Raw genomic sequence first — 23,834 nt, forward strand, 5'->3', positions numbered from 1 at the left:
TCGAAAGAAGAATACTTTCCTTCGGGTCAGCGACCGCTGCTGCGGACCCCGAGGAGTACGTCGTCCCACGAGGGAAGAGCAGGCCGTCCGCGCTTGTCCTTGGTCTGCGTCTGCTGCGGAGCGGTTTTCGGGGTCACATCCGGTGCGGGTTCGGGAACCTCTTCGGTGACGACGGTTTCCGGCTCGACAGCAATCGGTTCGGGCGCCACGATCCGTTCCGCCACCACCGTCCGCTCGGGGACTACTGTGCGCTCGGAAACTGCTGTCCGCTCGGAAACTGCTGCGGGCTCGGGCTCGATCTCCGCCACCGGTTCGACGTCGAATCGGGACAGTTCGAGCTGCTGCGGCTCGTTCGAGACCACCGGTACCAGGCCGCGGAGCGGGCGACCGAAGTCGGGATCGATCAAGTCGAATGCCGCGTCGTCGAGTGCGACGATCGTTCCGCCGTGCGCGTCGGGCTGGTAGCGCCAGTGCGCGGCGTTGGTGGTGCGGCCGGCCTGCCACTGCAACTGCGCGACCCACTGATTGTCCTCGTCGCGCCAGGCATCCCAGGTGGCCTCGTCGATACTGTGGCCGCGGGCGCGGAATGCGTGGGTCACGATTTCGGAGAGGGTGGGAACTGTCGGACCGTTGTCGCGCACCGGGTGTCCGCCCTGCGCCATTTCCGCGGCGCGGGAGCGCTCGAGCAGAACGGGGTACGCAAAGCGCTCGACCTTGCTGATGGGGATCTTCGCTTCTTCGGCGACCTGCTCTACGGAAGCACCGGAACGAATGCGCGCCTGAATTTCGCGGGGACGGAGTTGGCTTTCCATTTCGATCTCAATCTGGCCGAGTCGAGCCACGTCTCCGCGGGAAGCTGCACGAAGTTTGTCATCGGCGGGAAGCCGGAATTTCTGGCCGGTTTCAGCATCTGCGCACACCACATGCGATCCATCGGGTTCAAGTCCGATCACTCGAAGCTCTCGCACATTGACCTCCTTATCGCGCCGGCTCGCGACTTTGCGCCGCGCTCAACTGTAATTCATTCGTGACCATGGACTCGGCAGGACACGCAGGGCGAGATGACCTCGGATCCGCCCACCGGTGTGGTAGCTCACAAGGCCTGGCGCAAACGACGCTCGGCCCCCGACGTCATGCCGGGGGCCGAGCGGTGAAGCAAATGTGAAAATCAGCCGAGCTGAGAAACGACCCAGTCGATGCTCTTGGTGAGAGCGGTGACGTCATCGGGGTCGATGGCCGGGAACATGCCGACGCGCAGCTGGTTGCGGCCGAGCTTGCGGTACGGCTCGGTATCGACGATTCCGTTGGCGCGCAGGATCTTTGCCACCTCGGCAGCGTCGACGTCGTCGTTGAAGTCGATGGTGCCGACAACCTGCGAGCGGTGTGCCGGATCAGCGACGAACGGCGTTGCGAACTCACTGGCCTCGGCCCAGTTGTACAGGCGCGAGGACGAATCCGCGGTGCGAGCGGTAGTCCAGTCGAGGCCGCCGTTGCTGTTCATCCACTCGATCTGGTTGGCGAAGAGCAAGAGGGTGGCCAGGGCCGGGGTGTTGTACGTCTGATCCTTGGAGCTGTTGTCCACGGCGATGGGCAGCGAGAGGAAGTCAGGCGTCCAGCGTCCCGAATCCTTGATCTCCGCGACGCGTTCGAGGGCGGCCGGGCTCATCAGCGCGATCCACAGTCCGCCGTCTGCAGCGAAGCACTTCTGCGGAGCGAAGTAGTAGACGTCGGAATCGGCGACATTGACCGGAAGTCCGCCGGCGCCCGAGGTGGCGTCGATGGCGATCAGTGCGTTCTCCGAACCCGCGGGACGCGAGACGGGGATCGACACACCGGTGGAGGTCTCGTTGTGCGCCCAGCCGATGAGATCGACGGACGGGTCGGAGACCGGCACCGGTGCGCTGCCCGGATCGGCGGAAACGACGATCGGGTCACCGATGAACGGGTTGGCCTTGGCGACCGAAGCGAACTTGGAGCTGAATTCGCCGTTGGTCAGGTGCAGCGACTTCTCGCGGATGAGGCCGAATGCGGCCGCATCCCAGAACGCAGTGGTTCCGCCGTTGCCGAGGACGACCTCGTAGCCCTCGGGCAGTGAGAACAGATCGGCGAGGCCGGAACGAATGCTGGCCACAACGTTCTTGACCGGCTTCTGGCGATGGCTGGTGCCGAACACCGAAGCGCCCACCTCGACCAGGGACTGCAGCTGCTCGGGGCGAACCTTGGAAGGACCGCAGCCGAAGCGTCCGTCGGCGGGCTTGAGGTCGGCGGGGATGATCGGTGTGGAGGTCATCGCTTCTTTCTGTTCCTTCACTTGTGTTCTGTACTACCGTGATTGGCGAATTCGAGCGGGGTACTACGCGTGGCTGATCTGGTCCCAGCCCTCGACCGACTCCGGAGTACGGGGCGCCGGGCCGGTGTAGATGGCGGCCGGGCGTACCAGTTTACCGAGACGCTTCTGCTCGAGGATGTGTGCACACCAGCCGGCGGTGCGGCCACAGGTGAACATGGCAGGCATCATGTGCGCGGGAACCTCGGCGAAGTCGAGGATGACGGCGGCCCAGAACTCGACGTTGGTCTCGATCGCGCGATCGGGACGACGCTCACGCAGTTCTGCCAGTGCAGCCTGCTCGAGAGCTGCGGCAGCCTCGTAGCGGGGAGCGTTGAGGCGCTTGGCCGTGGCGCGGAGCACGCGTGCACGGGGATCTTCGGCGCGGTAGACGCGGTGTCCGAAGCCCATGAGCTTTTCCTTGCGGTCGAGGATTCCCTTGACCAGTGCGCGGGCGTCGCCGGTCTTCTCGGTCTCTTCGATCATCGGAAGAACTCGGGCCGGTGCGCCGCCGTGCAGCGGGCCGGACATCGCGCCGATGGCGCCGGAAAGCGAAGCCGCGACGTCATGCGGCTCTGCGGGACTGCCGGCTGGTAGATGCCGCGAGCGGACTGCGCGACGTACGACAGCGCCATGACGGATGCGCGGGCGAGCTGGTCGCGGGCGGTCTCGTCATCGATGTCGAGGAGCGGCTGGTAGCCCCAGATGGGAGCCAGCATCGCCAGTCCGGCCTGAACGTCGACACGGACGTCGCCGGTGTGAATGGGGAGGGGGAACGGCTCGGCCGGCGGGGGGCCGGGGCCGAAGCGGCCGTCGACGAGAAGGGCCCATACGTTGCCGAAGGTGACCCTCTGGCCGACCAGGTCTTCGATGTCGACTCCGCGGTAGCGCAGTGCGCCGCCGTCCTTGTCGGGTTCTGCGATATCGCTGGTGAAGGCGACGACGCCTTCGAGTCCGCTCACAAAATCGTCCGGTATTGCTGCGCTCGCTGCCATTCTCGTGGACTCTCCTCGTTCGAGTGCGCCAGGTCTACAGTCGCACTGCCTCAGCTTCAGTGACTGCGCCTCGGTGCTCGCAGGGATGAGCACGCACCGTGTTTTGTACTGCGCAATCGTCTCGTCCCGATTCGGCGCTGTCGCTGGTGCGGCTCGCGGTCCGGGTCGGGTCTAGCCACGGCAAACTTTAGCGCGTGCCGCGTAGCCGTTGGCCAGTGAGTACCCGGGAGTAGCGTTCTCGGCTGTGTCGAATGAACGTCAGGACCCGCAGGCGGTGGACAACGAACTCGCGGCCATGCGTGTGGGCTATCCGCAAGCAGGCAGCGAATCGGAGTCCGTCGAGGACCGCATGAGTGCGGAATTGGATACTTCGGTTGTCGAAACCGGTTGGCTGCCCCTCATGCGCCAATGGCTCGTGGACGCCGTCGAAGCTGACGCGCCGGAGCCCAACGCCATGACTCTGTCGACGGTGGACGACGGTGGCCGTCCGGCGTCGCGCACCGTGCTCTGCAAAGGGCTCAGCGAGGACGGCGTCCTCTTCTTCACCAACTACGGATCCGACAAGGCTCGTCACCTCGACGCCCACCCGTACGCGTCGGCGAACTTCACGTGGCTGACTCTTGCCAGGCAGGTGATCGTCCGCGGCACCACCGAGCGGGTGAGTGCTCAACTGACGCAGGAGTATTGGCGAACCAGGCCTCGAGGTTCACAGCTCGGCGCGTGGGCGTCGTCGCAGTCTCGTCCGATCGACTCGCGTGCCGATCTCGACGAGCAACTGCGTGAGGTCGCTGCTCGATTCGGCGTGGACGGTGAGATTCCGGTGCCACCGAACTGGGGCGGGATTCTGATTCGGCCCGAGTCTGTCGAGTTCTGGCAAGGACGCGCGAACCGCATGCACAATCGAGTTCGCACGAGCCTCGTCGACGGACAGTGGTCCGCCGTCCGTCTCCAGCCGTGAGCCGGCTACTCGCGGACACGACTCCGCTCGAGAATCGCGACTATCGACGGCTGTGGACGGCCGGCATCGTCACCGTCATCGGCGCTCAGCTCAGCGTGGTCGCCGTACCGCAACAGGTGTACGAGATCACCCGAAGCTCGGCCTACGTCGGTCTGACGGGAATCTTCGGTCTGGTCCCGCTGGTCGTTTTCGGTCTGTGGGGCGGCGCACTGGCCGACGTCATGGATAGACGACGGCTGTTGATGATCACCTCGATCGGACTCGGCGTCACGTCGGTGCTGTTCTGGATCCAGGCTGCCCTGAACGTGAACAACGTGTGGTTGGTGCTCGGATTGTTCTCGGTTCAACAGGCGTTCTTCGCGGTGAACCAGCCGACGCGAGCGGCGATCATCCCTCGGTTGATTCCGGGCAGGCAGTTACCGGCCGCGAACTCGCTGAACATGACTGTCGTGCAGTTCGGTGCGATAGCCGGCCCGCTACTGGCGGGTGTCCTCATACCGTCGGCCGGTCTGCAACTGCTGTACCTGCTCGACTCGATCTTTCTTCTCGCCACTCTGTGGGCGGTATGGAAGCTCCCGGCGATTCCGCCGACCGGAACGTCTCGGCGAGCCGGATTGAGCGAGGTCCTCGGCGGTTTCACGTATCTCGCGACGCAGAAGGTTCTGCTCGCGTCGTTCGTGGTGGACATCATCGCGATGGTGTTCGGGATGTCGCGAGCACTGTTCCCGGAGATCGCTCACGAATCCTTCGGTGACCCCGCCAGCGGCGGTTTTGCGCTGGGACTGCTGTTCGCGGCGATGTCGGTGGGAGCCGTTCTGGGCGGAGTCTTCTCGGGTTGGTTGCCACGGGTTCAGTACCAGGGGCGAGCCGTTCTGGTCTGCATCGCGCTGTGGGGGCTGTCCATGGTCGGCTTCGGCGTTGCCGTGTACTTCGCGAGTCCCGGTTCCAGTGTGATTCTGCTCTGGGTGGCGGTCGCATTCCTGGCATTCGGCGGAGCCGTCGACATGGTCTCGGCGGCTTTCCGCAGCACGATGCTCCAGCAAGTGGCAACCGACGACATGCGCGGACGACTGCAGGGCGTGTTCATCGTGGTCGTGGCGGGTGGTCCGCGTATCGGTGACGTGCTGCACGGCGGTGCAGCCTTCCTGTTCGGGACCGGTGTCGCGGCAGCGGGCGGCGGCTTCCTGGTGATTGTCGGTGTTGTCCTTTCTGCCCTCGCATTTCCGGCATTCGTTCGCTACAAGGTGGGACGCGCCGTCTGACGTCCTGGTTAACCGGTCGCTCGTGGTGGAAACTGGTACGTATGACTGCGCCGCACAGCACGGGTAGGGGAGGGTTCGAGATCCGTGGTGGAGGCTATCGAGCCGAGATCGCCGCGGCCGGTGCCGGGTTGCGGCTACTCGATCACGAAGGACCGAACGGTCAGCGCGCGCTGACCGAGACCTGGGCACTCGGATCGAAGCCACCGCTGTCGGCCGGATTGGTTCTCGCGCCGTGGCCCAACCGAATTCGCGACGGGCACTTCATGTTCGACGGGATCGAGCATCAACTCGAGATCACCGAACCTGCGCTGGGGAACGCGAGCCACGGGTTCGTCCGGCGTCGCAATTGGAGCCTCGTGGACCACACGTACGAGCGCGTCGAACTGTCGGTCGACGTGGGACTTCACAAGGGTTGGCCCTATCCGTTGCAGCTGACGGTTGCCTACGAGGTCGGTGCCGACGGACTGACCGTCACGCACACGGCCACGAACAAGGGTGCGACCTCGTCGCCGTTCGGGCTCGGAATGCACACCTTCATTCGCGCCGGCGACTTTCCGCTCGACGAATGTGCTCTGCATCTGGCAGCAGGCACGCGGTTGCCGATCGATCCGGCAAGGATGCTGCCGAACGCGTATTCGCAGGCAGTCGCCGGTACGGACTACGACTTCCGGACACCGAGACTGCTTGCCGGGGTGCAGTTGGACACTCCGTACAGCGCATTGGACGTCGTCGACGGCAGTGGTCGCACGCAACACGAGCTGCTGGCTCCGGATGGAACGGGCACTGCCCTGTGGACCAACCGCGAGTTCCCGTGGATTCAGGCATTCGTCGCAGATCCCGCCAACGACAAGGGGTATCCCGATCGCGGCCGCGCATTGGCTTTGGAGCCGATGACCTGCCCGCCTGACGCCTTCAACTCGGGCATCGATCTCCTGGTGCTTCATCCGGGTCAGACGTGGACGGGTAGCTGGGGCATCAAGGCGCTGTGATCCGGCTCTCATACCGTGGGATCGTGTAACACCAAGTAGGCATCAGCCGATAACAATCGGTTTTCGGTACCCCGTGTCAGTGGTCCGGAAGGTCCGACGTTGCTCCCATTTGCGAATTGCAGCCGAGATTTGCAGATCAGTGTGGGTAAATGCGCGATTCCGTAGACTGGAGTACCGGTCACGCGAGTGGGAAAGCCCAGACTGGAACATGTTTCAGTTTCGGTGGGTATGTCGGGTTCGTGAGTACCCGAAAAATAGCCGTGGAGCGACCCTCCTTCGGCACGATCTCTCCCGTGCGACTAGTTTCTAGTTGATCGCATGTAGTTACTCGTTGGTTCGAGCTTGAGAGGGATCCTTCGTGCCCGCTGACAATGACACAAAGCCCACGCTTACTTACCCCGGTGGTGAGTACACGATGTCCATTGCCAGGGCAACAGAGGGCAATGACGGCATCGAGCTGGGAAAGCTGCTGGCCACAACGGGGTACACCACCCTTGACCCCGGTTTTGTGAACACTGCATCCACCAGTTCTGCAATCACCTACATCGACGGTGAGAAGGGAATCCTGCGTTACCGCGGATATCCCATCGAGCAGTTGGCAGGTAAGTCGACGTTCATCGAGGTCAGCTACCTGCTGATCTACGGCGAACTGCCGACCGACGCCCAGCTCGAGTCCTTCACGGACCGCATCCGTCGACACACCCTGCTTCACGAGGACCTCAAGCGGTTCTTCGACGGATTCCCGCGCAACGCTCACCCGATGCCGGTTCTCTCGTCCGCAGTGAACGCATTGTCGGCGTACTACCAGGATTCGCTCGATCCCGAGGATCCGGAGCAGGTGGAACTGTCCACCATCCGTCTTCTCGCGAAGCTGCCGACCATCGCTGCGTACGCATACAAGAAGTCCGTCGGACAGCCGTTCCTGTACCCGGACAACTCGTTGAACCTGGTCGAGAACTTCATGCGTATGACGTTCGGCTTCCCCGCCGAGCCGTACCAGGGTGATCCCGAGGTCGCCAAGGCACTCGACATGCTGCTGATCCTGCACGCCGACCACGAGCAGAACTGCTCCACGTCGACCGTGCGTATGGTCGGCTCGTCGGACGCCAACCTGTTCACCTCCGTCTCGGCCGGCATCAACGCACTGTGGGGCCCGCTGCACGGCGGCGCCAACCAGGCAGTGCTCGAGATGCTCGACGAGATCAAGGCCAGCGGCAGCACCGCAGCCGAGTTCGTCCGCAAGGTCAAGAACAAGGAAGACGGCGTGAAGCTCATGGGCTTCGGGCACCGCGTCTACCGCAACTACGATCCGCGCGCTGCGCTGGTCCGCGAAACCGCGCACACCATCCTCGCCAAGCTCGGCGGCGACGACGAACTGCTCAACATCGCAATGCAACTCGAAGAGGCCGCCCTCACGGACGACTACTTCATCGAGCGCAAGCTCTACCCGAACGTCGACTTCTACACCGGCCTCATCTACCGCGCGATGGGCTTCCCGCCGCGCATGTTCACGGTGCTGTTCGCCATGGGCCGTCTGCCCGGCTGGATTGCGCACTGGCGTGAAATGCACGAGGATCCGGCTACGAAGATCGGCCGCCCGCGCCAGATCTACACCGGCTACACCGAGCGTGACTACAGAGACATCACGTCCCGCTGACGCGTGACCTAGCGATATCACCACCCGCTAGTCTTCTGTACCCAACATTTCGCCTCAACGAGGAGGACCCATGAGTAGCAAGCCCGTAATCGAGTTCCAGGAAGGCCCCGCGCCGACCGATCTGGTCATCAAGGATCTGGTTGTCGGAGAAGGCGCCGAAGCCGTTCCCGGTGGCACCGTCGACGTTCACTACGTCGGTGTCGAGTTCGAGTCCGGCGAAGAGTTCGACTCTTCCTGGAGCCGTGGCGAGTCCATTCAGTTCCCGCTTCGTGGCCTGATCAAGGGCTGGCAGGACGGCATCCCGGGCATGAAGGTCGGCGGACGCCGTCAGCTCACCATTCCGCCGGAGCTGGCATACGGCCCCGCCGGTGCAGGGCACCAGCTTTCCGGCAAGACCTTGGTCTTCGTGATCGATCTGCTGGACGCCAAGTAATCCACTGTGCGCCTTTATTAACCCCCCGCGGTTAATAAAGGCGCACAGCACAAGCAGCCCCGCACCGTCAGGTGTGGGGCTTTCTTGTGTGGTCAGCTCGCGGTCTTTCGTCGGTAGAGCCAGTTCGACCACACGAATCCCACGGCGGCGATGCCCAGGCACCACGCGAGGGCGATGGCCGCGCTGTTCCCGATCGGCGTGCCCATCAGGAGTCCGCGCACAGTCTCGATGATCGGAGTCACGGGTTGGTGCCGGGCAAACCCCTGCAGCCAGGACGGCATGGTCTCAGCCGGTACGAAAGCAGTGCTGACGTAGGGCAGGAACATGATGGCGAAGGTGAATCCGCTTGCAGCCTCCGGGTTCTTGGCCAAGAGTCCCAAAGCTGTCGAGAGGTACGACATGGCAAAGACGAAGGCGACGATCACAGCGGCGACGCCGAGCCAGCGCAACGGATCGCTGGTCGGGCGAAATCCCATGATCAGCGCAACGACGACCACGATCGCCGTAGTCAGGACGTTGCGGACGACGCTGGCCAGTACATGACCGGTCAGGACCGACGACGGAGAGATCGCCAAGGTCCGGAAACGGTCGATGATCCCGTCCTTCATGTCGCTCGAGACGCTGACCGCGGTGGTCGAGGCGCCGAAACCGGCGCACAGAAGGATGATTCCTGGCACGACGTAGTCGATGTACTCGCTACCGGTGTTGATGGCGCCGCCGAAGACGTAGACGAACAGCAGCATGAGCATGACCGGAAGGGCTATCGCGGTGATCATCGAATCCGGACTGCGCAGAACGTGTTTGAGATTCCGGCGGAGCATCACCGCGGAATCGATTGCAATGGTGGAGGTCATCGAACGCTCGCAATCTCGGGTTGGCCTGATCCGGTGAGCGCGAAGAACACGTCGTCCAGATCCGGAGTGTGAACGGAGAACTTCTCGACGGTGATCGACGGATCGTCGATCGAGTCGAGGATCGCTTTGATCGACGGAACTGCCCCGTCGGAAGGGATGTGCAGGGTCAAGGTCTCGGCATTCGAATGCGCCTGCGGCAGTGATGCCGCGGCGAGTTCGAGTTGGGCCAGGTTCTCGAATTGCAGTGCGACGTGGCCGCCGGGAACAAGGCGTTTGAGTTCGTCCGGTGTTCCCTCGGCGACGATGCGGCCGCCGCTCAGCACGCCGACCGTATCGGCCAATTCGTCTGCCTCGTCGAGGTATTGGGTGGTGAGGAAGATGGTGACGCCTGACGCTGTGAGTCCTCGAACGATCGACCACATGTCGTGGCGGCTTCGCGGGTCCAGGCCGGTGGTGGGTTCGTCGAGAAAGACGACGTCCGGTCGGGCGACGAGGCTCATTGCGATGTCGAGTCGTCTGAGCATGCCGCCCGAGTAGTCGCCGGTGCGTTTGTCGCCGAAGTCCGTCAAAACGAACTGGTCGAGCAATTCCTCGGCACGGCGACGGGAGTTCTTCCGGCCCAGGTGATTCAGTTCGCCCAGTAGGGTGAGGTTCTCGAATCCGGTCAGCAAGGTGTCGACGGCTGCGTACTGCCCGGTCACGCTGATGCGCCGCCGAACGTTCTGTGGATCTCCGGGCAGTGAATGCCCCGCGACCATGACCTCGCCTCCGTCGAAGGGGATGAGGGTGGTGAGAATTCTTACGGCCGTGGTCTTTCCGGCGCCGTTCGCGCCGAGGAGGGCGTACACCGATCCGGCCGGGACCGCCAGGTCGAGTCCAGCCAGTACCTGTTGATCGCCGTAGTGCTTACGGAGTCCGCGGACCGAGATTGCGGGGATCGTTCCTGACATCGAGACCTCCAAGTAAGAACTGTGTATGTCATAAACTCGTGTTTATAGCGTACACAGTTCTAGGATGATGGCAAGAGTGAAGAGTGGGAGCTTATGGATCGCGGAGCGCTACCGAGAGCAGTTGAACTGGCCTGGGGACTGGACCAGCCGGGAACGCGGGGTCCGAAGAAGGGGCTCAGTCTCGAGCAAATTCTCGACACCGCGATCGAATTGGCCGACGCAGAAGGCGTCACCGCTCTGTCGATGGGCCGCGTGGCCAAAGCGCTCGGGTTCACGACCATGTCGCTCTACCGCTACGTGGCAAGCAAAGACGAACTGATCGAACTGATTTCGGATCGGGTGATCGGGCCGCCGCCGGTGATTCCCGACGGCGTGACCTGGCGCGTCAAGCTCGAGGCGTGGGCGAATCAGGAGTATGCCACGATGCTGAGTCGACCGTGGTGGCTCAAGCTGCCCATCACGGCTCCACCGACCGGGCCCAACAACATGGCGTGGCTCGACGCGGGTCTGAGCGCCCTCGACGGGGTCGCCCTGAGCGCCGCGTCGAAGTTCCAGGTGGTGACCAACGTGTCGTTGTTCGTCATCGGCCGCGCTCGATTCTCGGCTGACCTGGCTTCTCGTTCAGCGCAGTCGGCAGACGACGACGTCGCATACGGCGCTCTCATTGCTCGTGTCATCAATCGGGAGGGATTCCCCTACCTGAGTGCAGCAATCGAGGAAGGCGGCTTCGAGGACGGCAGCCCGGAGGGTGAGGCCGCCGGCGACGATGCCTTCGATTTCAGTTTCTCGCTCGGTTTACTTCTCGACGGAATCGAGAAGCTGGTGCAGCGGTCAGGACACCAGCGCGGTGGCGCTGACGTCGTCGATGATCAGATCGGTGATCAGCCCGCCCCGTAGTGCTCCCTCCAGAGCCGGCAGTTTTGCTGTTCCGGCGACGATGCACACGCGCCTGGCGACCTTCTCGAAAAGGTCCAGTCGCGGGCCGCTCGCGCGCTCGTTGAGTTCGATTCCGCGGTAGCTCCCGTCCGACCGGAAGAAGACGGTTGCGATGTCGCCGACCACTCCGTCGCGTCGAAGTGCTTCTGCTTCATCGGGTTCGAGGTATCCGGCGGTGTAGACGTGACTCGGTACGTTGCCGCCCGGTACGCCGATGCTGAAGACTGCCAGGTCCATTCGCTTCTGCATGTCCAAGACGCGTTTGATGCTTCGTTCGCGCCACAGTTGCTCCCGAGTTTCCGGGTAGTCGAAGAAGGCAGGCACCGGAAATCCTTGTGGCAGAGCACCGTAGGCGTCGGCGATGGTTCTGATGATGTCGCTGGCGTAAGAGATCCCGGTGGTGCGAGTATTCGCGGCGCCGTTGAGTTGCACGACGTACGAGTTGTACGTGCGTTTGGGGGCAAGGTGCTTGCTGACTTCACTGAGAGTGGTTCCCCAGGCGATCCCCATCACCATGTCGCTGTCGAAGAACGACGCCAGCAGGCGTCCGGCAAAGGTTGCGACCTTTTCGAGTCGCTCGAGATCTCCCACCAGTTCCGGCACGGTCACCACGTGGGCGCGCACTCCGTACCGTTCCGAGAACTCGCGTTCGATGCGAGGAGCCTGGCCGTGCGGGGTGCTGATCTTGATCTCGACGAGACCCGAGGTGCGCGCGTAGGTGATCAATCGGGAGACGGTGGATCGGGACACCCCCATGTCGCGGCCGATGGCAGCCATGGTCTGGTCCTGGAAGTAGTAGAGGCGTGCGGCCTGAACTGCGTCGGCGATGCGCGGGTCCGCCGGATCGGAGGTAGCGGAGTCCGAAGTGGGAGTTTCCATGGGTTCGTCCTGTCTGCACGTACGTGCAAGAGCATTGAACCGAATCCTATCCGAGTAGGCCCAGGCCGAGGCGCTCGATCACGCAAAGTCCCAGAAGTGTGTCTGTTACCCGCGTTACGGTGCGCAAATGGGGTATTTGCACATATGTGCACGAGCTATGCGTGAATGTGCAAAGGGCTTTACGCTACGGGTGCAGCAATCCAAACTATGACATGCATCACAACGAAGTGAGGGTGGGGATGGAGAAAGCCAAGCGATTAGGGCTTCCAGGCGAGTTGGCAGCCGAGTTCGCCGGAACGATGATCTTGATCTTGTTCGGCGTCGGAGTTGTGGCGCAGGTTGTGTCCGGCGGGAGCGGTGGGGGTCTCGGCGGACACGACAGTATCGCGTGGGCCTGGGGACTCGGCGTCATGTTCGGCATCTATGTCGCAGGCCGGGTGACGGGTGCTCATCTGAACCCCGCAGTAACCTTCGCCTTTGCGATCTTCCGGGGATTCTCCTGGCGCAAGGTCCTGCCCTACACGCTGGCGCAGACCGCTGGAGCCTTTGTCGCGGCCCTGATCGTCCGGTGGAATTACAACGACATGCTCAATGCCATCGATCCCGGACACACAACGGCGACTCAGACGATCTTCTCGACGATGCCCGGAAACGGAACGCTCCCGGTCAGTCTGGGATCAGCGCTGATAGATCAGATCATCGGCACGGCGATCCTGTTGTTCCTCATCGTTGCGGTGACCGATACTCGGGGAACTCCGCCGCTCGCGAATCTTGCGCCCTTCGTCGTCGGTTTGATCGTGGTGGCAATCGGATTCGCATGGGCGACCAACGCGGGTTACGCCATCAATCCGGCCCGCGACTTCGGTCCGCGGCTGGCGTCGTATCTCACCGGTTACGGCAGCGCCTGGCGAGATCAGTACGGGAGCCTGTATTTCTGGGTGCCCATCGTGGGGCCGCTGATCGGCGCTCCGATCGGGGTGTTCCTCTACGACAAGCTGATTGGTCGATTCCTGCCTGACGAGTCGGTGGAGAAGGCAGCCGAGGAGCCGGCCACGATACCGGCCTGATGGCGAATCATCATCTCTGACAGTAAATCTTTCGCACTTTCTTCGACACCAAAGGGGTAGCACGATGGCGCAGTTCGTAGCCGCGATAGACCAGGGAACCACCTCCACGCGATGCATGATCTTCGATCACAGTGGGCACGTAGTCGCTGTCGAACAGCACGAGCACACACAGATCTTTCCGCAGGCAGGCTGGGTCGAACACGATCCGATCGAAATTTGGGACAACGTCCGCAACGTCACCGCGGGCGCCTTGGCCAACGCAGATCTGACCGCGGCCGACATCGCATCCGTCGGCATCACCAATCAGCGTGAGACGGCAGTGGTCTGGGAACGAGCAACCGGAAAGCCCGTTTACAACGCCATCGTCTGGCAGGACACACGCACCGATCGAATCTGTACTGCACTCGCCGGCGAAGACGGCCCCAGGAAGTACGCCGAAGTCACCGGATTGCCGTTGGCCACGTACTTTTCGGGCCCCAAGGTCAAGTGGATTCTCGACAACGTCGAGGGCGCGCGTGAGAAGGCCGAAGCAGGCGAGTTGTGCTTCGGCACGATGGACACCTGGGTGCTGTGGAACATGACCGGCGGCGTCGACGGCGGAGTGCACGCTACCGACCCCACCAACGCGTCGCGCACTCTGTTGATGGATCTCGACACTCTCGCTTGGGATTCGGCGATCTGCGCCGACATGGGCATCCCCGAATCGATGCTCCCCGAGATTCGCAGCTCGTCCGAAACTTTCGGATTCGTGCGCGAACGCGGAACGTTGTCCGGCGTGCCGATCGCCGGAATCCTCGGCGATCAGCAAGCAGCGACTTTCGGTCAGGCCTGCCTCTCGCCCGGAGAAGCGAAGAACACCTACGGAACCGGCAACTTCGTGCTCCTCAACACCGGCACCGAAAAGGTGATGAGCAAGAACGGCTTGTTGACGACGGTCTGTTACAAGATCGGTGAGCAGCCAACGGTTTACGCACTGGAAGGATCGATCGCCGTGACCGGTTCGCTGGTCCAGTGGCTTCGAGACAACCTCGGCATGATCGACAACGCGGCCGACATCGAGGTGAACGCGCGCTCTGTGGACGACAACGGTGGCGCGTACTTCGTGCCCGCGTTCTCGGGCCTGTTTGCACCGCATTGGCGCGCGGATGCACGCGGTGCGATCGTCGGTCTGACAAGGTTCGTGAACAAGGGGCACCTTGCCCGGGCGGTGCTCGAAGCGACTGCGTACCAGAGTCGTGAGGTGATCGAGGCGATGAACCTCGACTCGGGTGTCGACTTGAAGGTTCTCAAGGTCGACGGCGGAATGGTCGCGAACGAACTCCTCATGCAATTCCAGGCCGATCTGCTCGACGTCGAGGTGATCCGCCCTGTCGTTGCGGAGACCACGGCATTGGGCGCTGCGTACGCCGCTGGTCTCGCGGTCGGGTACTGGGAGAGCGAGGACGACATTCGCAGCAACTGGGCGAAGGACAAGAGCTGGACGCCGTCGATGGATTCGGCCGAGCGTGAGCGCCTGTATGCAGGCTGGCAGAAAGCCGTCACTCGGACACTCGACTGGGTCGACGCAGACTGATCGCGGCGCCCCCATTTCTACCTATTTTCAAGTGAAGGAACAGTTTTCATGAGCACAGCACAAGCATTGAGTCCGTCCTCGCGGGCGGAGTCGCTGAAGAAGTTGGAAGAAACCGAACTCGACGTCCTCGTTATCGGCGGTGGCGTGGTCGGAGCGGGTAGCGCGCTCGACGCCGCAACTCGCGGTCTGAAGGTGGGCTTGGTGGAGGCTCGTGACTTCGCGTCCGGAACCTCGAGCAGGTCGAGCAAGCTGTTCCACGGCGGACTGCGTTACCTCGAGCAGTTCAATTTTGCGCTCGTGTTCGAGGCACTGCGTGAGCGGTCGCTGGTTCTGAATTCGCTGTGCCCGCATCTCGCGAAGCCGGTGCCGTTCATCTACCCACTCGAGAAGTTGATCGACCGGCCGTACGTCGGTCTGGGCATCGGCGTCTACGACGTGATGGGCGCAGGCCGCGGGGTTCCCTCACACCACAAGCATGTGGGCAAGAAGAAGACTCTCGAATCGTTCCCTTCCGGAAAGCGCTCTGCTATCCGGGGTTCGGTCAAGTTCTACGAGGGTCAGGTAGATGACGCCCGCCACACGATGATGCTGGCGCGCACAGCAGCCGAATACGGCGCACTGTGCGTGAACAGCACCCGCGTAATCGGCTTTCTCCGTGAGGAGGACCGCGTAGTCGGGGTGAAGGCCGTGGATCTGGAAACGGGTCGCGCGTTCGAGATCCGTGCTCGTCAGGTCATCAACGCCGCCGGGGTCTGGACCGACGAGATCCAGGAAATGGTCGGTGGGCGAGGGCAATTCCAGGTTCGCGCTTCGAAAGGTGTGCACCTGGTCGTCCCGCGAAACCGCATCAACTCCTCTACCGGAATCATCACGCGGACCGAGAAGAGTCTGCTGTTCGTGATCCCGTGGGGAAGCCACTGGATCATCGGTACGACGGACACCGACTGGAACCTCGACCTCGCCCATCCGGCAGCGAGCCGAAGCGATATCGACTACATCCTCGGACATGTCAACAAGCTCCTTCAGGACGAGTTGACGCACGAGGACGTCGTCGGTGTGTACGCGGGGTTGCGTCCGTTGCTGTTCGGCGAATCGGATTCGACCAGCACTCTCTCGCGTGAGCATGCGGTGTCGAGTCCGGTCCGAGGTTTGACGGTGGTCGCCGGTGGCAAGTACACCACTTACCGCGTGATGGCCAAGGACGCTGTCGATTCCGCGGTGCACGGATTGGAACAGAAGGTGCCGAAGTCCTGCACCGAGCGTATCCAACTTGTGGGTGCCGACGGCTACTTTGCCGCGCACAACAATCGGCATCTCACCGCTGAGCGCACGGGACTGCACGTTTCGACCATCGAGCACCTACTGGGTCGGTACGGCACTCTGGCTGACGAGTTGTTCGAACTCGTCGAGGCGCGACCGGAACTGGGGCAGCCGTTGGACTCCGCCCCCGAGTACCTCAAGGCGGAGATCCACTACGCTGCGAGCCATGAGGGTGCGCAGCATCTCGACGACATCCTCACCCGTCGTACCCGCATCTCCATCGAGGTTACCGATCGCGGCGATGCGGCAGCTGCCGAAGTGGCGGAACTGGTTGCGCCGGTGCTCGGTTGGACTCCCGAGCACATTGCCGAGGAGATCGAGCACTACCGGTTGCGCGTCGCAGCCGAGCGGGAATCTCAGGAGCAGCCCGATGACCTCACAGCTGATGCGGCGCGCCTCGGTGCACCGGACGTTCGCACCGGAGTCACTGTCGGACAGGTTTGAGTCCGGGACACCACCAATGATCGGCCGGGACGCTGTGTCCCGGCCGATCGACCGAACTGCCTCGGTGTCAATCGAACTCGTCTGCCGAACATTCGGGGAGGTCGATCGTCACCACCGCGCCCCCGTTCGGATGGTTCGCGAAGTCGATACGAGCGCCGATGACCGCCGCTTGTCCCACTACGATCGTCAAGCCGAGGCCCAGGCCCGAGTTCGGGCCGCGTTCGACGGAGTTGGTCTGAAATCTCTTCGGCCCCTGGCGAAGCCACTCTTCAGTGAACCCGACGCCCCGATCCCGGACCGTGATGCGGGAGTGGTCGACGTGGACATTGATCGGCGACTTTCCGTGATTGCGAGCATTCAAGATCAGGTTGGCGATGATCCGCTCGAGCCGACGTGCGTCGGTGTGCGACACAGGCGTCCCGTGAACTCTCACTTCGCATTCCACCCCGGTGGTGGAAATCGCGTGACGCACCACCGGTGCCAGTTCCACCGATTGGATGTCAGCCTGCTCGGAGGTGGTGTCGAGGCGTGCCACTTCGATGACGTCCTCGGCGAGCCTCCTGAGTTTATGGACGCCGTCGCGCACCAATTCGGTTGGCCTACCGGGTGGCAGGAGTTCTGCGGCGCCGACCAGTCCGGAGATGGGTGTCCTGAGATCGTGCGCGATGTTGGCTGTCACGCGCTTCTCGGCGTCCAATTGTCCCCGTAGAGCATCGGACATCGCGTCGACCGCATCCGCCAGCTCGGTGATCTCGTCGTCGAAAAGCGACCAGGTGACCGAGCGGACGCGGATGTCCGCTCCGGTAGACACTTTGCGAGCCGCACGGGCGGCCGAGCGCAATCGATACGACATCGCGAGTCCAAGCAGCACACCCAGGACGGCACCCGCTGCGATCACTGCGACGGTGGCGTTGCGAAGTGTCCGATCGACGCTGGCGATCGATTCCCGCTGCGCGGTGTACGGGACGCGAATCGCCACCACCTGAGTGTTGACGTCGGCAGCAGCCCAGACAAATGGCTGGTCCCCGCTGTCGACAAGGTAGGTGGCACGTTTGCCGCCCGCCACGGCCTGACGCAACTCTTCCGGAACGTCGAGACCATCTGTGGTGGCGCGGAACAGCGCACGCATGCTGCCCGTTTCGTCCTGCAGCACCAGTTGGAGATTGCGATCAGCTGCCGCCCGCGCTGCATCCTCTTGGTTGTGTGAAAAGGTTTGATGCATCACGGTACTGAGCGTGATCGAGGCGACGGCAATCACGAACGTGATGGCCGCCGCGATCTTCCACTGAAACGACAACCGCCTCCCGGTGGACGGGAGCTTGGCGGCGAGATCCCGCGATCTCACCGATGGTTGTCCATCGTGTAGCCGAACCCCCGGACGGTCCGGATCTGTTCGGAGCCGATCTTCGTGCGCAATCGCTGAACGTGAACGTCGACGATGCGCGTATCGCCGCCCCAGTCGTAATCCCAGACGTCCGAGAGCAGTTCGGAGCGAGACCAGACTTTGCGCGGCACACTCACCATGACCAGGAGCAGCTTCATTTCGGTGGGTGTGAGAGCCACTTCGGCGCCCGAACGCGTGACGGTCACCAACTCGCGATCGATCTCCAGATCGCCGAGAGTCACGATGTCTTTCTCCGTACCGGAATGGGATTCGACCCGCCGGAGCACACTGCGGATACGGGCCACCAGGACACCGCTGTCGAAGGGCTTGGTGACGTAGTCGTCGGCACCGGCTTCCAATCCGAGAACGATGTCGACCGGGTCGTCGCGCGCGGACAGCATGATGACCGGCACCGACAGTTCCTCACGAATGCGTCGGCACAGGCTGATTCCGTTCAGGTCGGGAAGCATCACGTCGAGGACGGCGATATCCGGCTTGGCGTCGATCGCCATATCCATGCCGGTCAACCCACCCGATGCGGTGATCACCCGAAACCCGTTGCGTTCGAGATTCAATTGCGTTGCTTCGCGTATGACAGCGTCGTCTTCGACCAGCAAAATCAACGGATCGGTCATCGGCCTTCGCTTTCATGGGAACGGAACACTCTCAAACCCTTCACCGGTCCACTTGTATGCAGTCGACGATTGACAGAACTCCGGAATGCCGGGGTCTTTGCACAGGTCGACCATGACCGACAATCCTCCGGTTGAGCCGACGACGTAGCGTCCTGGGTCTTGCACTCCGAAGACTTTGTGAGCGCCCGATTCGTCGATCTGGTAGATGAATCCGGCGACCATGAAGCTGACCGGTGGGGCCGGTCGTCCCCAGATGCCGACAGACTCGCAGGTGAAGACATTGACGACGGCATCTTGCCAAACGGCGCCTGTCACGGGGGAGTACCGGATTTCGAAGGGGAAGTTCGCATCACCGCACAGTCGGAGACTGTCCTTGACCGCATCGGACACTTCCGGGTCTGCTCTGAGGAGGGCAACAGGATCGATGCTCAAGCCCTGTGAGAGATCCGAGGGGTCGAGTGATGCTGCGATATTCGGAGTGGGTTCTGATTCAGGCTCGGTGGAACAGGAGACGAGAGCAAACGCGACCGGCAGGCAAACACCGGCGAGCATCGCGCGGCGACGGCGATCAATCACGGATGAACTCCATTCCATCCCAGTGGAACTCGGTCCGAAGCGGTGGACGGGGGCAACATTCGAACTCCGGTGGCCGCGGATCCGTTTCCAGGACAGACAAACTCGCGGCGCGTTGACCGCTGACGATGAACTTTCCGCGCTCTTCGACGGAGAACAGGCGCTCACCCAGTTCGGGATCGTCTTCACTCGAACCGGCCTTGCCGCTGCGGTAGACGTAGCCGGCAAGGTTGACCGAAATCGACACTCCGGTCCCGGGTTGGTGGGCCGGTTGGCACGGATACACATTCATGACGACGAGTTCGGTCTCCGGCACGATACGCGGTGCGCCTGGATCGAGAAGGATGGACCCGACCGAGATCGGATACCAGTCAGGGCACGACCGAAGTTCTGTCTTCACTCCCTCGGACACCCCAGGATCGTCGAGGAGCGCCCGGCCCAACCTCGAGTTTTCGGCAACCCGTCTGGCCAGGTCTGCAGGTTGTGTGACGGGCAACCCGGTGGAAGCGACATCGCCTTCGATCACAACGCCCTGGGTGGACGCGCAGCCGGTGATCACGGACGCTCCGAGGGTTGCTGCCGCGAGCGCTGTACCGAACAGGCTGCGAGTACGGTCTGATCGACCGCCGCAGATGTCACTCCGATACAACACGTTCCCCTCCCCGGCCGCTGCGAACCCTCTCATCGGCATGTGCGTTTTCATACGATCACAGGTGATCTCGATATCGGAGTTTTGCCACCCACCGTTACGTAATCGTATGAATGTCAGGACCGTCGAGAGTTGGTACGCGACCGACGGAATTCTGTTACGAAACCGATGGAATCAGGCTCCTAGAGTGAGTCACGTCGGTGCTCACCGCTTGGGCGGAACGAGCTGATCCGCGTATCGAGGAGTGTGAGAGCAAATGCCTGAAGTATTGCTGACCAACAAGACTCGGCGTCTGCGAGTGCTGCTCGCCGTACTGACGATCGGGGTGGTGTGCGCGATGACAGGGTGTTCGAGTGATGACAACAGCGCTCCAGGAGACGAACCGACGACTACATCGGTGGTTGCGGCGTCTACGACCCCACCGCCGCTGACCGCAGCGACCACTTCGGAGACAGTCGAAGGCTCGAACTCGGTGGGCGGCGGTACGGACGCATCCACCCCCGGAGTCCCGGCGGGCGGAGCTGCGCCGGCCTGGACACCGGTCTCGACCAGCGCGGCTGCCCCTGCGGCCCCTGGTCCGGCTACCGAGTCGACCAAGTGCACCGATCAGATCAACTATGTGGGTGACCCTCGTTCGAATGCGGAGATCAACAGCATCGGAGAGCGGATGGGTTCGTGCCCGGCGCCCCTCCCGCCCGATGCCGTCGAGCCCCCCGAGAAGTGCACCGACCAGATCAACTACGGCGCTGACCCTCGTTCCAACGCCGAGATCAACATCATCGGGGAACAAACCGGGATCTGCCCCGAGCCGATACGCCCCTAGCGACTTCAAAACCTGAGCATTAGTCGGGAATTCGACCAAGAGCCGAACCAGGGGGAGATCGGAATGACAAGCAGGGCAGGTGGACGTTCGATCGACAGTGTTGCCGACGATGCGTCCCGAGGGGATCGGGACGCGATTGCAGAACTCCTTCAACGCATCGTGCCTCTGGTGACGCGGCGCTGCCGTGCCGAACTGCGACCGCTCGACGCTGATCGTTTTGCCGTCGGTATCTGCCGATCCGTCCTGTCCGACATTCGGCGACGTAGACGTGCCGGAGAAGCGTTCCTCGCGCATCTGTACGACGCGATCAGTCGCGAAATCGATTCGCTACCTGCCTCCAGTCGACTCACTCTGCCCTTCGGTGATCTGTCGGCCGCAGAACGCAACGTCTTGGTAGCTCGCATCGTTGTCGGCTTCGACGTGCGCGAGACGGCGCTGTCACTGAGAACGACAACGAGCGCCGTCGAACTCGCCCAACACCGCGCGCTGGCCAAGATCAGACGCGACAGCCTGAGCGGCGCCTGAATCAACGCTCGAAAGTCAACAGCTGCAACCCTTCGCAACTCCCGGCAACCTCACGCAACTCTTTCCCTTCGCCCGTGACCTACACGACACTGCATGGCGACGAGTGATCGAGAACGAGGAGTGTGACTGTGGTTCAACGGACGGCGCAGAAGCCGACAACCCCAGGATCGAAAAGGACCGGCGCCAAGCCTCATTCAGGGCTGGACCGGGATGCATTGCTGAAGGCGTACGAGAAGATGTCGCGCATCCGTGCGTTCGAGGATCGACTGCACGAAGAGAATGCAACCGGTGACATCCCCGGCTTCATTCACCTCTACTCGGGCCAGGAAGCCATCGCGGTGGGAGTGTGCGAGAACCTGAGCGACGCCGACTACATCGGATCCACTCACCGCGGTCACGGGCACTGCATCGCCAAGGGCTGCGATCTGAACGGCATGATGGCCGAGATCTTCGGCAAGGACGACGGCCTGTGTCGCGGTAAGGGCGGCTCGATGCACATCGCCGACCTGTCCGTGGGAATGCTCGGCGCCAACGCGATTGTCGGCGGAGCCCCGTCGTTGGCGATCGGCGCTGCACTGAGTGGCAAGACGCTTCGAAACGGTGTCATCGCAGCGTCGTTCACGGGAGACGGTGGATCCAACCAGGGAACCGTCTTCGAGGCGATGAACATGGCTGTGGTGCTGGATCTTCCGATCGTCTTCGTGATCGAGAACAACGGATTCGGTGAAGCAACAGGAACCGACTACGCGGTGGGCGCACCCGACATCGCCGCCCGCGCTGCATCCTTCGGAATGCCTGCCGTCAAGGTGGACGGCACCGACTTCTTCGCGGTCTACGACGCGATGGCGGAAGCATCGGAGCGCGCCAGGACCGGCGGCGGCCCCACCACGATCGAGGCGGCGGCATTCCGTTGGCACGGCCACTTCGAGGGTGACGCGCAGCTGTACCGCACGGCGGAACAGGTTGCGCAACTAAGGGAAACCAAGGATCCGCTCAAGAATTTCCGTAGCAGCGTGGATGTGAAGAAGGTCAGCACCGCTGATCTGGACGCGGTGGACGAGCAGTCGCGAGTGCTGGTGGACGAGGCGGTAGCGAAGGCGCGTGCCGCGGCGTATCCACCCGTCGAGAATCTGCTGACCGATGTCTACGTGTCGTACTGAGGAGCCCGAGATGACAAGCGTGGAAGCCGAGAACGTGTCGAAGAAGACCTACCGCGAGGCCGTCAAAGAGGCCATCGCCCAAGAAATGCAACGCGACCCGAGCGTCGTTCTCATCGGTGAGGACGTACGGGGTGGGCATGCCGGTACCAATCCCGATCTGGAGACGAAGAAGATCGAGGCATTTGGCGGTGTCCTGGGTGTCACCAAGGGATTGTGGACGGAGTTCGGATCGGAGCGTGTAATCGATACCCCGATCACCGAATCCGCGATCATCGGAATGGCTGCCGGAGCCGCACTGACCGGACTGAGGCCGGTCGCCGAGCTGATGTTCATGGACTTCTTCGGAGTCTCCTACGACGCGCTCTACAACCAGGCTGCCAAGTTCCGCTACATGTTCGGTGGCAAGGCCAGAACCCCGCTGGTGGTGCGAGGCATGATCGGCGCAGGGTTCTCCGCCGCTGCGCAGCACTCTCAGTCTCCGTACAACGTGTTCGCGGCGGTGCCTGGTCTGAAGGTAGTCGCTCCGTCCAATGCCTACGACGCCAAAGGCCTTCTCATCCAAGCCATCCGGGACGACGATCCCGTCGTCTTCTGTGAGCACAAGGTTCTCTACGACCTCAAGGACGAAGTGCCGGACGAGCCGTACGCGATTCCTTTCGGCGTCGCCAACTACACCAGGCAGGGCGACGACGTCACGATCATCGCGTTGTCCGCAATGGTGAACCGCGCCAACGACGTAGCAGACAAGCTGGCCGCCGAGGGTATTTCGGTCGAGGTTGTCGATCCTCGTACCGTCTCACCATTGGACGAGGACGGCATCCTCGAATCCGTCGCATCGACCGGACGCGTCGTGATCGTCGACGAATCCGCCGCCCGCTGCGGTTTCGGGCACGACGTAGCCGCGCTGATCGCCACCAAGGGATTCAACTACCTGAAAGCGCCGATCGAACTGATCACGCCGCCGCACACGCCGGTTCCGTTCTCCCCGACCCTCGAAACTGCCTGGCTGCCTGACGCGGCGCGCATCGAAGAGTCGGTTCGCAAGCTGGTGAGAGCCTGATCATGGCTGACATCAAAGCTATCGACATCCCCAAATGGGGGCTCTCCATGGAGGAGGGGTTGGTCAACGCCTGGCTCATCGGGGAAGGTGACTCGTTCACCAAGGGCCAGTTGATCTGTGAGATCGAGACCAGCAAGATCACCAACGAGCTCGAGGCGCCGTTCGACGGTGTTCTCCGCAAGATCGTCGGCACGCCTGGGCAGACTCTGCCCGTCGGCGCCGTGATCGGTGTATCCGCCGATGCGTCCGCGCCGGATGCGGAGATCGAGCAGTTCCTCGCCGCCCGCGGCGCAACCGCGCCGGCGGAAGAGCCGGCACCGTCACCAGCTGCTGCGCCGGCGGCTCCCGTGACACCTGCGGCTACACCGGCTGCGAAGGTGGG

Annotated in this window: 23 protein-coding genes and 1 pseudogene; 14 read left to right on the forward strand and 10 right to left on the reverse strand. The window is 62.6% G+C overall.

Annotated features, from left to right (window positions below; all coding sequences use genetic code 11):
* Window positions 1–26: 26 nt before the first annotated feature.
* The 3 genes and pseudogenes from sepH to YH3_RS18715 all read right to left on the reverse strand — a co-directional run bounded on the left by sepH (window position 27) and on the right by YH3_RS18715 (window position 3,321).
* Complete coding sequence (sepH, locus tag YH3_RS18705; RefSeq protein WP_030535368.1) at window positions 27–968, reverse strand: septation protein SepH; 942 nt, start codon at window positions 966–968, stop codon at window positions 27–29.
* A 200-nt stretch (window positions 969–1,168) separates the two neighbouring features.
* The gene (gene serC / locus YH3_RS18710) at window positions 1,169–2,290 is read right to left on the reverse strand and encodes a phosphoserine transaminase (RefSeq protein WP_007733484.1); all 1,122 of its coding nucleotides are present in this window, start codon (window positions 2,288–2,290) and stop codon (window positions 1,169–1,171) included.
* A 63-nt stretch (window positions 2,291–2,353) separates the two neighbouring features.
* A pseudogene (locus tag YH3_RS18715) lies at window positions 2,354–3,321 on the reverse strand (citrate synthase 2).
* A gap of 244 nt (window positions 3,322–3,565) precedes the next feature.
* Between YH3_RS18715 and pdxH the strand changes: the two are divergent.
* From pdxH to YH3_RS18740, 5 genes are all read left to right on the forward strand, one after another.
* A complete protein-coding gene (gene pdxH / locus YH3_RS18720; RefSeq protein ID WP_007733483.1) occupies window positions 3,566–4,279 on the forward strand; it encodes a pyridoxamine 5'-phosphate oxidase in 714 nt (237 codons plus the stop codon).
* Window positions 4,276–5,541, forward strand: a complete 1,266-nt coding sequence (locus YH3_RS18725) for an MFS transporter (protein ID WP_021332219.1) — start codon at window positions 4,276–4,278, stop codon at window positions 5,539–5,541. Before pdxH ends, YH3_RS18725 begins: the two co-directional genes overlap by 4 nt.
* 41 nt (window positions 5,542–5,582) lie before the next feature.
* The gene (locus YH3_RS18730) at window positions 5,583–6,530 is read left to right on the forward strand and encodes an aldose 1-epimerase family protein (protein ID WP_042921680.1); all 948 of its coding nucleotides are present in this window, start codon (window positions 5,583–5,585) and stop codon (window positions 6,528–6,530) included.
* A 358-nt stretch (window positions 6,531–6,888) separates the two neighbouring features.
* A complete protein-coding gene (locus tag YH3_RS18735; protein WP_003940509.1) occupies window positions 6,889–8,187 on the forward strand; it encodes a citrate synthase in 1,299 nt (432 codons plus the stop codon).
* 70 nt (window positions 8,188–8,257) lie between these two features.
* A complete protein-coding gene (locus YH3_RS18740; protein WP_003940440.1) occupies window positions 8,258–8,620 on the forward strand; it encodes an FKBP-type peptidyl-prolyl cis-trans isomerase in 363 nt (120 codons plus the stop codon).
* 92 nt (window positions 8,621–8,712) lie between these two features.
* Here YH3_RS18740 and YH3_RS18745 read toward each other — a convergent pair whose 3' ends face one another.
* Complete coding sequence (locus YH3_RS18745) at window positions 8,713–9,474, reverse strand: ABC transporter permease (protein ID WP_047270941.1); 762 nt, start codon at window positions 9,472–9,474, stop codon at window positions 8,713–8,715.
* Window positions 9,471–10,424 carry an ATP-binding cassette domain-containing protein gene (locus YH3_RS18750; protein WP_047270939.1) on the reverse strand — a complete coding sequence of 318 codons (954 nt, stop codon included), beginning with the start codon at window positions 10,422–10,424 and terminating at the stop codon, window positions 9,471–9,473. Before YH3_RS18750 ends, YH3_RS18745 begins: the two co-directional genes overlap by 4 nt.
* 93 nt (window positions 10,425–10,517) lie before the next feature.
* Here YH3_RS18750 and YH3_RS18755 point away from each other — a divergent pair, with 93 nt between their 5' ends.
* On the forward strand, window positions 10,518–11,321 hold the full coding sequence (locus YH3_RS18755; RefSeq protein WP_007733476.1) for a TetR/AcrR family transcriptional regulator: 804 nt from the start codon (window positions 10,518–10,520) through the stop codon (window positions 11,319–11,321).
* On the opposite strand, the gene YH3_RS18760 is transcribed toward YH3_RS18755, so the two are convergent.
* Entirely contained in the window at window positions 11,256–12,239 is a 984-nt protein-coding gene (locus tag YH3_RS18760; RefSeq protein ID WP_007733475.1) for a sugar-binding transcriptional regulator, read from the reverse strand. The genes YH3_RS18755 and YH3_RS18760 overlap by 66 nt on opposite strands.
* 239 nt (window positions 12,240–12,478) lie before the next feature.
* On the opposite strand from YH3_RS18760, the gene YH3_RS18765 reads away from it, so the two are divergent.
* From YH3_RS18765 to YH3_RS18775, 3 genes are all read left to right on the forward strand, one after another.
* Complete coding sequence (locus YH3_RS18765) at window positions 12,479–13,306, forward strand: MIP/aquaporin family protein (RefSeq protein WP_003940085.1); 828 nt, start codon at window positions 12,479–12,481, stop codon at window positions 13,304–13,306.
* Window positions 13,307–13,370: 64 nt separating this feature from the next.
* Window positions 13,371–14,879, forward strand: coding sequence for a glycerol kinase GlpK (gene glpK, locus YH3_RS18770; protein WP_047270937.1), 1,509 nt, complete (start codon window positions 13,371–13,373; stop codon window positions 14,877–14,879).
* A gap of 48 nt (window positions 14,880–14,927) precedes the next feature.
* On the forward strand, window positions 14,928–16,643 hold the full coding sequence (locus YH3_RS18775; protein ID WP_047270936.1) for a glycerol-3-phosphate dehydrogenase/oxidase: 1,716 nt from the start codon (window positions 14,928–14,930) through the stop codon (window positions 16,641–16,643).
* Between the two features lie 67 nt (window positions 16,644–16,710).
* Here YH3_RS18775 and YH3_RS18780 read toward each other — a convergent pair whose 3' ends face one another.
* Genes YH3_RS18780 through YH3_RS18795 form a run of 4 tightly spaced genes read right to left on the reverse strand, consistent with a single transcriptional unit; the run spans window position 16,711 to window position 19,887 of the window.
* Entirely contained in the window at window positions 16,711–17,988 is a 1,278-nt protein-coding gene (locus YH3_RS18780; protein ID WP_047270934.1) for a HAMP domain-containing sensor histidine kinase, read from the reverse strand.
* Entirely contained in the window at window positions 17,985–18,662 is a 678-nt protein-coding gene (locus YH3_RS18785) for a response regulator transcription factor (protein ID WP_047270932.1), read from the reverse strand. Before YH3_RS18785 ends, YH3_RS18780 begins: the two co-directional genes overlap by 4 nt.
* A 12-nt stretch (window positions 18,663–18,674) precedes the next feature.
* Window positions 18,675–19,238, reverse strand: a complete 564-nt coding sequence (locus YH3_RS18790) for a hypothetical protein (protein ID WP_064443846.1) — start codon at window positions 19,236–19,238, stop codon at window positions 18,675–18,677.
* The gene (locus tag YH3_RS18795; RefSeq protein WP_003939689.1) at window positions 19,231–19,887 is read right to left on the reverse strand and encodes a hypothetical protein; all 657 of its coding nucleotides are present in this window, start codon (window positions 19,885–19,887) and stop codon (window positions 19,231–19,233) included. Before YH3_RS18795 ends, YH3_RS18790 begins: the two co-directional genes overlap by 8 nt.
* Window positions 19,888–20,140: 253 nt before the next feature.
* On the opposite strand from YH3_RS18795, the gene YH3_RS18800 reads away from it, so the two are divergent.
* From YH3_RS18800 to YH3_RS36740, 5 genes are all read left to right on the forward strand, one after another.
* Entirely contained in the window at window positions 20,141–20,707 is a 567-nt protein-coding gene (locus tag YH3_RS18800) for a hypothetical protein (protein ID WP_007733469.1), read from the forward strand.
* Between the two features lie 63 nt (window positions 20,708–20,770).
* Window positions 20,771–21,232 (forward strand): RNA polymerase sigma factor SigD, encoded by a 462-nt coding sequence (locus YH3_RS18805; RefSeq protein WP_047270930.1) that lies wholly within the window; start codon window positions 20,771–20,773, stop codon window positions 21,230–21,232.
* 236 nt (window positions 21,233–21,468) lie between these two features.
* Window positions 21,469–22,392, forward strand: coding sequence for a thiamine pyrophosphate-dependent dehydrogenase E1 component subunit alpha (locus YH3_RS18810; protein ID WP_051649553.1), 924 nt, complete (start codon window positions 21,469–21,471; stop codon window positions 22,390–22,392).
* Between the two features lie 10 nt (window positions 22,393–22,402).
* Entirely contained in the window at window positions 22,403–23,452 is a 1,050-nt protein-coding gene (locus tag YH3_RS18815) for an alpha-ketoacid dehydrogenase subunit beta (RefSeq protein ID WP_007733466.1), read from the forward strand.
* Between the two features lie 2 nt (window positions 23,453–23,454).
* A partial coding sequence (locus YH3_RS36740; RefSeq protein ID WP_305793867.1) for a biotin/lipoyl-containing protein occupies window positions 23,455–23,834 on the forward strand: 380 nt, incomplete at its 3' end.

The sequence above is a fragment of the Rhodococcus sp. YH3-3 genome (assembly GCF_001653035.1).
In the GTDB taxonomy this organism is placed as follows: Bacteria; Actinomycetota; Actinomycetes; order Mycobacteriales; family Mycobacteriaceae; genus Rhodococcus_F; species Rhodococcus_F qingshengii.

Excerpts from the sequence above, each read along its gene's own strand:
- glpK (WP_047270937.1), top strand. The coding sequence starts at position 13,371 with ATGGCGCAGTTCGTAGCCGCGATAGACCAGGGAACCACCTCCACGCGA.
- YH3_RS18745 (WP_047270941.1), bottom strand. The coding sequence starts at position 9,474 with ATGACCTCCACCATTGCAATCGATTCCGCGGTGATGCTCCGCCGGAAT.
- YH3_RS18760 (WP_007733475.1), bottom strand. The coding sequence starts at position 12,239 with ATGGAAACTCCCACTTCGGACTCCGCTACCTCCGATCCGGCGGACCCG.
- YH3_RS18740 (WP_003940440.1), top strand. The coding sequence starts at position 8,258 with ATGAGTAGCAAGCCCGTAATCGAGTTCCAGGAAGGCCCCGCGCCGACC.
- YH3_RS18765 (WP_003940085.1), top strand. The coding sequence starts at position 12,479 with ATGGAGAAAGCCAAGCGATTAGGGCTTCCAGGCGAGTTGGCAGCCGAG.
- YH3_RS18775 (WP_047270936.1), top strand. The coding sequence starts at position 14,928 with ATGAGCACAGCACAAGCATTGAGTCCGTCCTCGCGGGCGGAGTCGCTG.
- YH3_RS18750 (WP_047270939.1), bottom strand. The coding sequence starts at position 10,424 with ATGTCAGGAACGATCCCCGCAATCTCGGTCCGCGGACTCCGTAAGCAC.
- YH3_RS18785 (WP_047270932.1), bottom strand. The coding sequence starts at position 18,662 with ATGACCGATCCGTTGATTTTGCTGGTCGAAGACGACGCTGTCATACGC.
- YH3_RS18805 (WP_047270930.1), top strand. The coding sequence starts at position 20,771 with ATGACAAGCAGGGCAGGTGGACGTTCGATCGACAGTGTTGCCGACGAT.
- serC (WP_007733484.1), bottom strand. The coding sequence starts at position 2,290 with ATGACCTCCACACCGATCATCCCCGCCGACCTCAAGCCCGCCGACGGA.
- YH3_RS18815 (WP_007733466.1), top strand. The coding sequence starts at position 22,403 with ATGACAAGCGTGGAAGCCGAGAACGTGTCGAAGAAGACCTACCGCGAG.
- YH3_RS18755 (WP_007733476.1), top strand. The coding sequence starts at position 10,518 with ATGGATCGCGGAGCGCTACCGAGAGCAGTTGAACTGGCCTGGGGACTG.
- YH3_RS18810 (WP_051649553.1), top strand. The coding sequence starts at position 21,469 with ATGTCGCGCATCCGTGCGTTCGAGGATCGACTGCACGAAGAGAATGCA.
- YH3_RS18730 (WP_042921680.1), top strand. The coding sequence starts at position 5,583 with ATGACTGCGCCGCACAGCACGGGTAGGGGAGGGTTCGAGATCCGTGGT.
- YH3_RS18800 (WP_007733469.1), top strand. The coding sequence starts at position 20,141 with ATGCCTGAAGTATTGCTGACCAACAAGACTCGGCGTCTGCGAGTGCTG.